We start from the raw sequence: 6,853 nt of genomic DNA on the forward strand, positions 1-6,853 counted from the left end.
TGGGCATGGCGTCGGCCTGCACGCCGATGCGGCGAGCGCCGCGCTCGATGCGGTCGTCAGCGCGATCAACCGCTCGGCCTGGCACTGCGCGGATCACCGCGCGGCGGCCTGAGCGCCCGGTTTCGTTTCAGGGTTCAAACGTCAGTGAGCGGGGCGTGACCGCCCGTGCGCCGCGCGATCCGCGCCGCACGAGGCAGCAAAAAGCGGCCCAGAAGGCCGCTTCGGTCGGGACATGAAAAGGAGCGCCATGCGCGCTCATGTCTCGGTCGCGCACCGCGTCGCCTGCCACGCGAACAGGCTCCAGCGGCCCTGTTCGTGGGTGTGGACGGAGGTATAGGCAATCGGGAAGACCAGGCCGCCGTTGTTCGTTTCCATCTCGATCAACGCGCGCCCGGTGACGATGCAGGTTTCATCGCCGACGGGCAGCACGTCCTGCGACTGGATTTCGATCTGGCGATAGCGGCGGCGGCCGGCGACGATGGCGTCGATGAACTGCTGCTTGGTTTCGCGTTTGCCGTTGGTGTGCACGAAGAACACCTTGTCCGACAAAAGCGCGTCGAGCGCCTCGCCGTCCCCGTCCACCATCGCCCGGAATCGATCGCGCTCGAGCGCGCGGATCGCATCGACCACCTTCGCCATCGCCTGACTCCTCGGCAACGCGCACGCCGTGCGCGGGCATGCGGATCAGAAGTTGTACTGCAAGTAGAACTGGTGGAAATTTATACCAGGATTCGGCTCTTTGATACCCGCGTTAGACACATGTTCAAAACGGTAGCCGACCTGATACTGTTGCCGTTGGCCGAACTGCACGCCCACCCCCGCCGTCGGCGCGAACTGGAACGCGGTCCCCATCGAGAAACGATCCGAAATCGTCGGGTGCGTCAGCAGCCTGACGCCGCCGCCGGCCTCGATGAACGGGCGAATCTCCCCGGCGCTCTTGATGAAGCGGAACATCGGCGTCACGCCGAATTCGCCAATGCTGCTGTGGACGTTGCCGCCCGTGTGCCAGTAGCCTGCATGCCCTTCCACGACGAACGCGAAGTGCCAGCCGCCGATTTCCCACCAGTTCCAGCCCGGATCCCACACCACGCCAAGATCGGCCTTGTCGACCCCGTGGCGATCCGAAAAACCGCCGCCCGCCTGAATCCCCCATCGATCCGCACATGCCGCACCCGATCCGCCCAGAAGGGACGCCGCCAGCATCGCGTGCAGCGCAAGCCGGCTGCGGGGCCGGCGATTCTTCTTATTGTTCATCAGTCACTCCAACTTTGTGGGTTGAATGGAGCCTGCCGCTTCGGCCGGCTCAAGCGAACTGAATGGTATGGTAAAGGACTTTTCGGATCGGCATCGCAAAGCGAAATGGCTTCCTTCCAAAACGACAAAAATTGAAATCGTCTACTGATTACCATCAGAAACAACGGCTTACGGAACTTCGCTTCGCCCCCTCTGTCGCAGAATAGACTATCGACTCGACAAACTCGATAGAAAAAGTGGGAACTCCGATGCCCACGCGTGCTCTAAGGAATTAGCACTCGTCTTGCGGGAGTGCTAAGATGGCCCACGGAATTTCATTCGAGACCGGGGGTTTGTCCCTGATTCCAAAGGAGTTTTTTTAGTGAGCAACGCCCTGACCCTCCCGAACACCCTGAGCCCGACGCCGGCCAAGGCCGCATCGGCAGGCTCGCTGGCGCTCGCAGCCCAATCGATGTTGCCGGGCCAGCTTGGCAACATCGACGCGTATATCCAGGCCGTCAATCGCATTCCGCTGCTGACGGTCGAAGAGGAACGCCAGTACGCGACCGAATTCCGCGAAGGCAACAACCTCGACTCGGCTCGCCGCCTCGTGCTGTCGCACCTGCGGCTCGTCGTGTCGATCTCGCGCAACTATCTCGGCTACGGCCTCCCGCACGGCGACCTGATCCAGGAAGGCAACATCGGCCTGATGAAGGCCGTGAAGCGCTTCGATCCGGCCCAGAACGTGCGTCTCGTGTCGTATGCGATCCACTGGATCAAGGCCGAGATTCACGAGTACATCCTGCGCAACTGGCGCACGGTGAAGGTCGCGACGACGAAGGCGCAGCGCAAGCTGTTCTTCAACCTGCGCAGCCACAAGAAGGGCCTGCAGGCGATGACGCCCGAGGAAATCGACGGCCTCGCGAAGGAACTCAACGTCAAGCGCGAAGACGTGACCGAAATGGAAACGCGCCTGTCGGGCGGCGACATCGCGCTCGAAGGGCAGGTCGAAGACGGCGAGGAGTCGTACGCGCCGATCGCCTACCTGGCCGACTCGCACAACGAACCGACCGCCGTGCTCGCCGCGCGTCAGCGCGACACGCTGCAGACGGACGGCATCGCGCAGGCACTCGGCGCACTCGACGCGCGCAGCCGCCGCATCATCGAGGCGCGCTGGCTGCACGTCGACGACGACGGCTCGGGCGGCTCGACGCTGCACGATCTCGCCGCCGAGTTCGGTGTGTCGGCGGAACGCATCCGCCAGATCGAAGCGAGCGCCATGAAAAAGATGCGCACGGCCCTCGCCGAATACGCGTAAATCGCTGCGATTTAGAGCGCTTCATCAAAAACCGCTGCCCGACCGGCAGCGGTTTTTTTTCGCCCGTCTTTTCTCCTGCTTTTCATTCGCTTCTCCGCTCGCTTCATCACTCGTTTCTGCGCCGATTAATTGACCTGATTCGTCAGGTAATACGCAGTTTGCGGGCCCCTTCCGCATAACCTTGATCTGCCTCAAGTTTCGGCCCGTGTTTCGCGACGGTCTGCCGCAGCGCAGCACTCGGCATCCGAAAGCCGTCCTTTTAAAATTGGCATGTCAGGCGCAAAAGGATTAAAACAGCTTCACGGCCGTCATAAATCCGACGTAAAGTCGCCCCAAATCAGACTTAAATCGATTCAGGATAATCGCCTTGATCTCGATCAATAAAGAGCCTGCGCCGCCTCCCCCGCGGCCGGCCGGCACGATCGGCTGGCGCGCACGCATCGCCGCGTGGGCGCGCGGCCCGACCCTCGCCCGCGACATCACCCTGGTGCTGATCGTCAAGCTGATCCTCCTGATGTCGCTCAAATACGCATTCTTCAATCATCCGCAGGCCGAGCACATGTCGCTGCCGCCTGCCGCCGTCGCCGAGAAGCTGCTCTCGGTACCGGCGCCTGCATCTACCGAGGGAGACCACCATGATAAGTAGTGAAGTCGTCGATCTGTCACGTCTGCAGTTCGGCATCACGGCGCTCTACCACTTCCTGTTCGTACCGCTGACGCTCGGCCTGTCCTGGCTGCTCGTCATCATGGAAGCGGTTTACGTGATGACCGGCAAACAGGTCTACAAGGACATGACCCAGTTCTGGGGCAAGCTGTTCGGCATCAACTTCGCGATGGGCGTGACCACCGGCATCACGCTCGAATTCCAGTTCGGCACGAACTGGTCGTACTACTCGCACTATGTCGGCGACATCTTCGGCGTGCCGCTCGCGGTCGAAGGCCTGATGGCGTTCTTCCTCGAATCGACGTTCGTCGGCCTGTTCTTCTTCGGCTGGAACCGCCTGTCGAAGGTCAAGCACCTGATGGTCACGTTCCTCGTCGCGCTCGGCTCGAACCTGTCCGCGCTGTGGATCCTCGTCGCGAACGGCTGGATGAACAACCCGGTCGGCGCCGAGTTCAACTACCAGACGATGCGCATGGAGATGACGAGCCTGTTCGACGTGCTGTTCAACCCGGTCGCGCAGGTGAAGTTCGTGCACACGGTGTCGGCCGGCTACGTGTCGGCGGCGATGTTCGTGCTCGGCGTGTCGTCGTGGTACCTGCTGAAGAAGCGCGACGTCGACTTCGCGCTGCGCTCGTTCGCGGTCGCGGCCGGCTTCGGCCTCGCGGCGACGCTCTGCGTGATCGTGCTCGGCGACGAATCGGGTTATACGACCGGCGAAGTGCAGAAGATGAAGCTCGCCGCGATCGAATCCGAATGGGAAACGCAGCCGGCACCCGCATCGTTCACGCTGATCGGCATTCCGAACCAGGAAGAACAGCGCACCGACTACGCGATCAAGATCCCTTACGCGCTCGGCCTGATCGCGACGCGCTCGATCGACGAACCGGTGATCGGCCTGCGCGAGCTCGCGAAGCACAGCGAGGAGCACATCCAGAGCGGGATGGTCGCGTACGGCGCGCTGCAGAAGATCAAGCAGGGCGACACGAGCGACGCCACGCGCGCGCTGTTCGACCAGCACAAGCAGTACCTCGGCTACGGGCTGATGCTCAAGCAGTTCACGCCGAACGTGGTCGATGCGACGCCCGAGCAGATCAAGGCCGCCGCGAAGAAGACGATCCCGCCGGTCGCGCCCGTGTTCTTCTCGTTCCGGATCATGGTGGCCCTCGGCTTCCTGTTCGTCGCGACGTTCATCGCCGCATTCTGGTTCTGCGCGCGCCGCGAACTGCTGCAGGACAACCGCCGCTGGTTCCTCCGCTATGCGGTGTGGGCGATCCCGCTGCCGTGGATCGCGATCGAATTCGGCTGGATCGTCGCCGAGCTCGGCCGCCAGCCGTGGACGATCGCCGGCGTGCTGCCGACGCACCTGTCCGCGTCGAGCCTGCAGCCGAGCGACCTGTACCTGAGTCTCGCGGGCTTCATCCTGTTCTATACCGCGCTGTTCGTCATCGAGATCAAGCTGATGTTCAAGTACGCGCGCCTCGGCCCGTCGTCGCTGCATACCGGCCGCTATCACCACGAAATCGCGGCCGCCAGCGAGCGCGCCCCGGCGTGAGCACGCACCTGAAACGGAACAAGGAATCGCTATGGACTATGCAACTCTCAAGCTGATCTGGTGGCTGCTCGTCGGCGTGCTGCTGATCGGCTTCGCCGTCACCGACGGCTTCGACATGGGCGCGACCGCGCTGCTGCCGTTCCTCGGCAAAACCGACGAGGAACGCCGCATCATCGTCAACACCGTCGGCGCGACGTGGGAAGGCAACCAGGTGTGGCTGATCACGGCCGGCGGCGCGATGTTCGCGGCCTGGCCGCTCGTCTACGCGGCGTCGTTCTCCGGCTTCTACTTCGCGATGCTGCTCGTGCTGTTCGCGTTGTTCTTCCGGCCGGTGGGCTTCGACTACCGCAGCAAGCGGCCCGACCCGCGCTGGCGTGCGGGCTGGGACTGGGGCCTGTTCGTCGGCGGCTTCGTGCCGGCGCTCGTGTTCGGCGTCGCGTTCGGCAACCTGCTGCAAGGCGTGCCGTTCAAGTTCGACAGCGACCTGCGCGTGACCTACTACGGCAGCTTCTGGGCGCTGCTGAACCCGTTCGCGCTGCTGTGCGGGCTCGTCAGCCTCACGATGCTCGTCGCGCACGGTGCGGCCTTCATCAAGATGAAGACGGAAGGCGTGATCGCACGCCGCGCATCGGTCGCGCTGCGCGTGGCGTCGTTCCTCGCGGTCGTGCTGTTCGTGCTGGCCGGCGTGCTGGTTGCGTCTTATATCGGTGGTTTCCACATCACGCACGCCGCGCCGACCGATACGGTCGCGAACCCGCTGCTCAAGGACGTCGCTGCCGGCTCGGGCCTGTGGCTCGCGAACTACAGCGAATTCCCGTGGATGATCGCGGCGCCCGTCGTCGCGATCGCGGGCGGCCTGATCGCGCTGCTGCTCGCCGGTTCGAAGCAGGAGAAGACGGCGTTCTTCTGCACGGGCCTGATGATCACCGGCGTGATCCTGACCGCCGGCTTCTCGATGTTCCCGTTCATCATGCCCTCGTCGCTCGACCCGCGCAGCAGCCTGACCGTGTGGGATTCGACGTCGAGCCACATGACGCTGCAGGTGATGCTGTTCGCGGTGATCGTGTTCCTGCCGCTGATCCTGCTCTACACGAGCTGGGTGTATCGCGTGATGCGCGGCAAGGTCACGCGCGAGGTACTCGAAGAGAACAAGCATTCGATGTATTGATGCTTTGAACCGGGACGGGGCGCGCACGCGCCCTCGCCCACCGTTTCGCAAGGAGTCGGATCATGTGGTATTTCAGCTGGATTCTCGGTATCGGCGTCGCGCTGTCGTTCGGCATCGTCAATGCGATGTGGCTCGAAGCGCGGCAGAAGACGCAGGAAGCACGCGTTCGCCACGACTGACGCGCGCGGCCGGTCATGCGGCCGCCGTCCGGAAGGAACCTCGCCTCGCGCGAGGTTTTTTTTCGCCCCGGCCGGCCGGACAGGCCCGGTGCGCCGATGCCAATTTAGCGCCAGATTGATACCACTTGAATACCAATAAAAGGTTTCATAAGATCTTTGGACACGGCCGCAGACAGGCCGAATCCTTCTGGGTGGGGGAGACATGCGAATCCCGTATGTGGCGCGCGCGTGCGCGCTATCTCGCCGTCGGCGTGCGGCGGCCGGTTGCGCGTCGTCGGCGAGCGTTGCCGTCGTCGACCGCGCAGGTCGAGCGCGCGCCTTTGCCAACGGGCGCGTCGTCACTGCATCAGCAGCAGCAGCAGCCGCTGCCGTGCGACGCCGATGAAGACGCGCATCCGCCCGCGCCGATCCGACCGGCACGCCTGCCCGCCCCCCGTTCCGTAACACACGCGTCCGCGTGCCGACCGCGCGCAGGGCAGCCGCATCGCCCGCGCACCCTGTTGTCCCCGCAGCTCCGTTGAAAGACCCGCTCGCAGCGACGTCATCCCGTGACGCCGCTATGCCCCCTTTTTTCTCAGGAGTCCGCATGAACCGAACCTTGTCCACCCTGTTTGCCGGCCTGCTGGTCGCGGCACTGTCGCCGGTCGCGCACGGCGCACTGCCCGCGTCGAGCGCGGCGGTCGCGACGGCCGGCCCCGTCCGTCAGATCGGAGGAGCGTCGGGTGGGGAAAGGGTGTGA

The 6,853-nt window shown here is 63.8% G+C and carries 8 protein-coding genes; 6 read left to right on the forward strand and 2 right to left on the reverse strand.

Features of this window, described 5'->3' with window-relative positions:
* Positions 1–255: 255 nt before the first annotated feature.
* Together G3N99_RS31670 and pagL are read right to left on the reverse strand one after the other, a co-directional pair.
* On the reverse strand, positions 256–639 hold the full coding sequence (locus G3N99_RS31670; protein WP_011353245.1) for a nuclear transport factor 2 family protein: 384 nt from the start codon (positions 637–639) through the stop codon (positions 256–258).
* 45 nt (positions 640–684) lie between these two features.
* A complete protein-coding gene (pagL, locus tag G3N99_RS31675; RefSeq protein WP_011353246.1) occupies positions 685–1,254 on the reverse strand; it encodes a lipid A 3-O-deacylase PagL in 570 nt (189 codons plus the stop codon).
* A gap of 361 nt (positions 1,255–1,615) precedes the next feature.
* Here pagL and rpoH point away from each other — a divergent pair, with 361 nt between their 5' ends.
* The 6 genes from rpoH to G3N99_RS31705 all read left to right on the forward strand — a co-directional run bounded on the left by rpoH (position 1,616) and on the right by G3N99_RS31705 (position 6,853).
* Positions 1,616–2,551, forward strand: a complete 936-nt coding sequence (gene rpoH, locus G3N99_RS31680) for an RNA polymerase sigma factor RpoH (RefSeq protein WP_046544376.1) — start codon at positions 1,616–1,618, stop codon at positions 2,549–2,551.
* 361 nt (positions 2,552–2,912) lie between these two features.
* Entirely contained in the window at positions 2,913–3,197 is a 285-nt protein-coding gene (gene cydP, locus G3N99_RS31685) for a cytochrome oxidase putative small subunit CydP (protein ID WP_174937878.1), read from the forward strand.
* Positions 3,187–4,767 carry a cytochrome ubiquinol oxidase subunit I gene (locus tag G3N99_RS31690; protein WP_011353249.1) on the forward strand — a complete coding sequence of 527 codons (1,581 nt, stop codon included), beginning with the start codon at positions 3,187–3,189 and terminating at the stop codon, positions 4,765–4,767. Before cydP ends, G3N99_RS31690 begins: the two co-directional genes overlap by 11 nt.
* Positions 4,768–4,798: 31 nt before the next feature.
* The gene (cydB, locus tag G3N99_RS31695; protein WP_174930761.1) at positions 4,799–5,935 is read left to right on the forward strand and encodes a cytochrome d ubiquinol oxidase subunit II; all 1,137 of its coding nucleotides are present in this window, start codon (positions 4,799–4,801) and stop codon (positions 5,933–5,935) included.
* Positions 5,936–5,997: 62 nt separating this feature from the next.
* Positions 5,998–6,114 carry a cytochrome bd-I oxidase subunit CydX gene (cydX, locus tag G3N99_RS31700; RefSeq protein ID WP_011353251.1) on the forward strand — a complete coding sequence of 39 codons (117 nt, stop codon included), beginning with the start codon at positions 5,998–6,000 and terminating at the stop codon, positions 6,112–6,114.
* A gap of 586 nt (positions 6,115–6,700) precedes the next feature.
* Positions 6,701–6,853 (forward strand): hypothetical protein, encoded by a 153-nt coding sequence (locus G3N99_RS31705; protein ID WP_206124353.1) that lies wholly within the window; start codon positions 6,701–6,703, stop codon positions 6,851–6,853.

The organism is Burkholderia sp. Ac-20392 (genome assembly GCF_017104585.1).
Lineage (GTDB): Bacteria > Pseudomonadota > Gammaproteobacteria > Burkholderiales > Burkholderiaceae > Burkholderia > Burkholderia lata.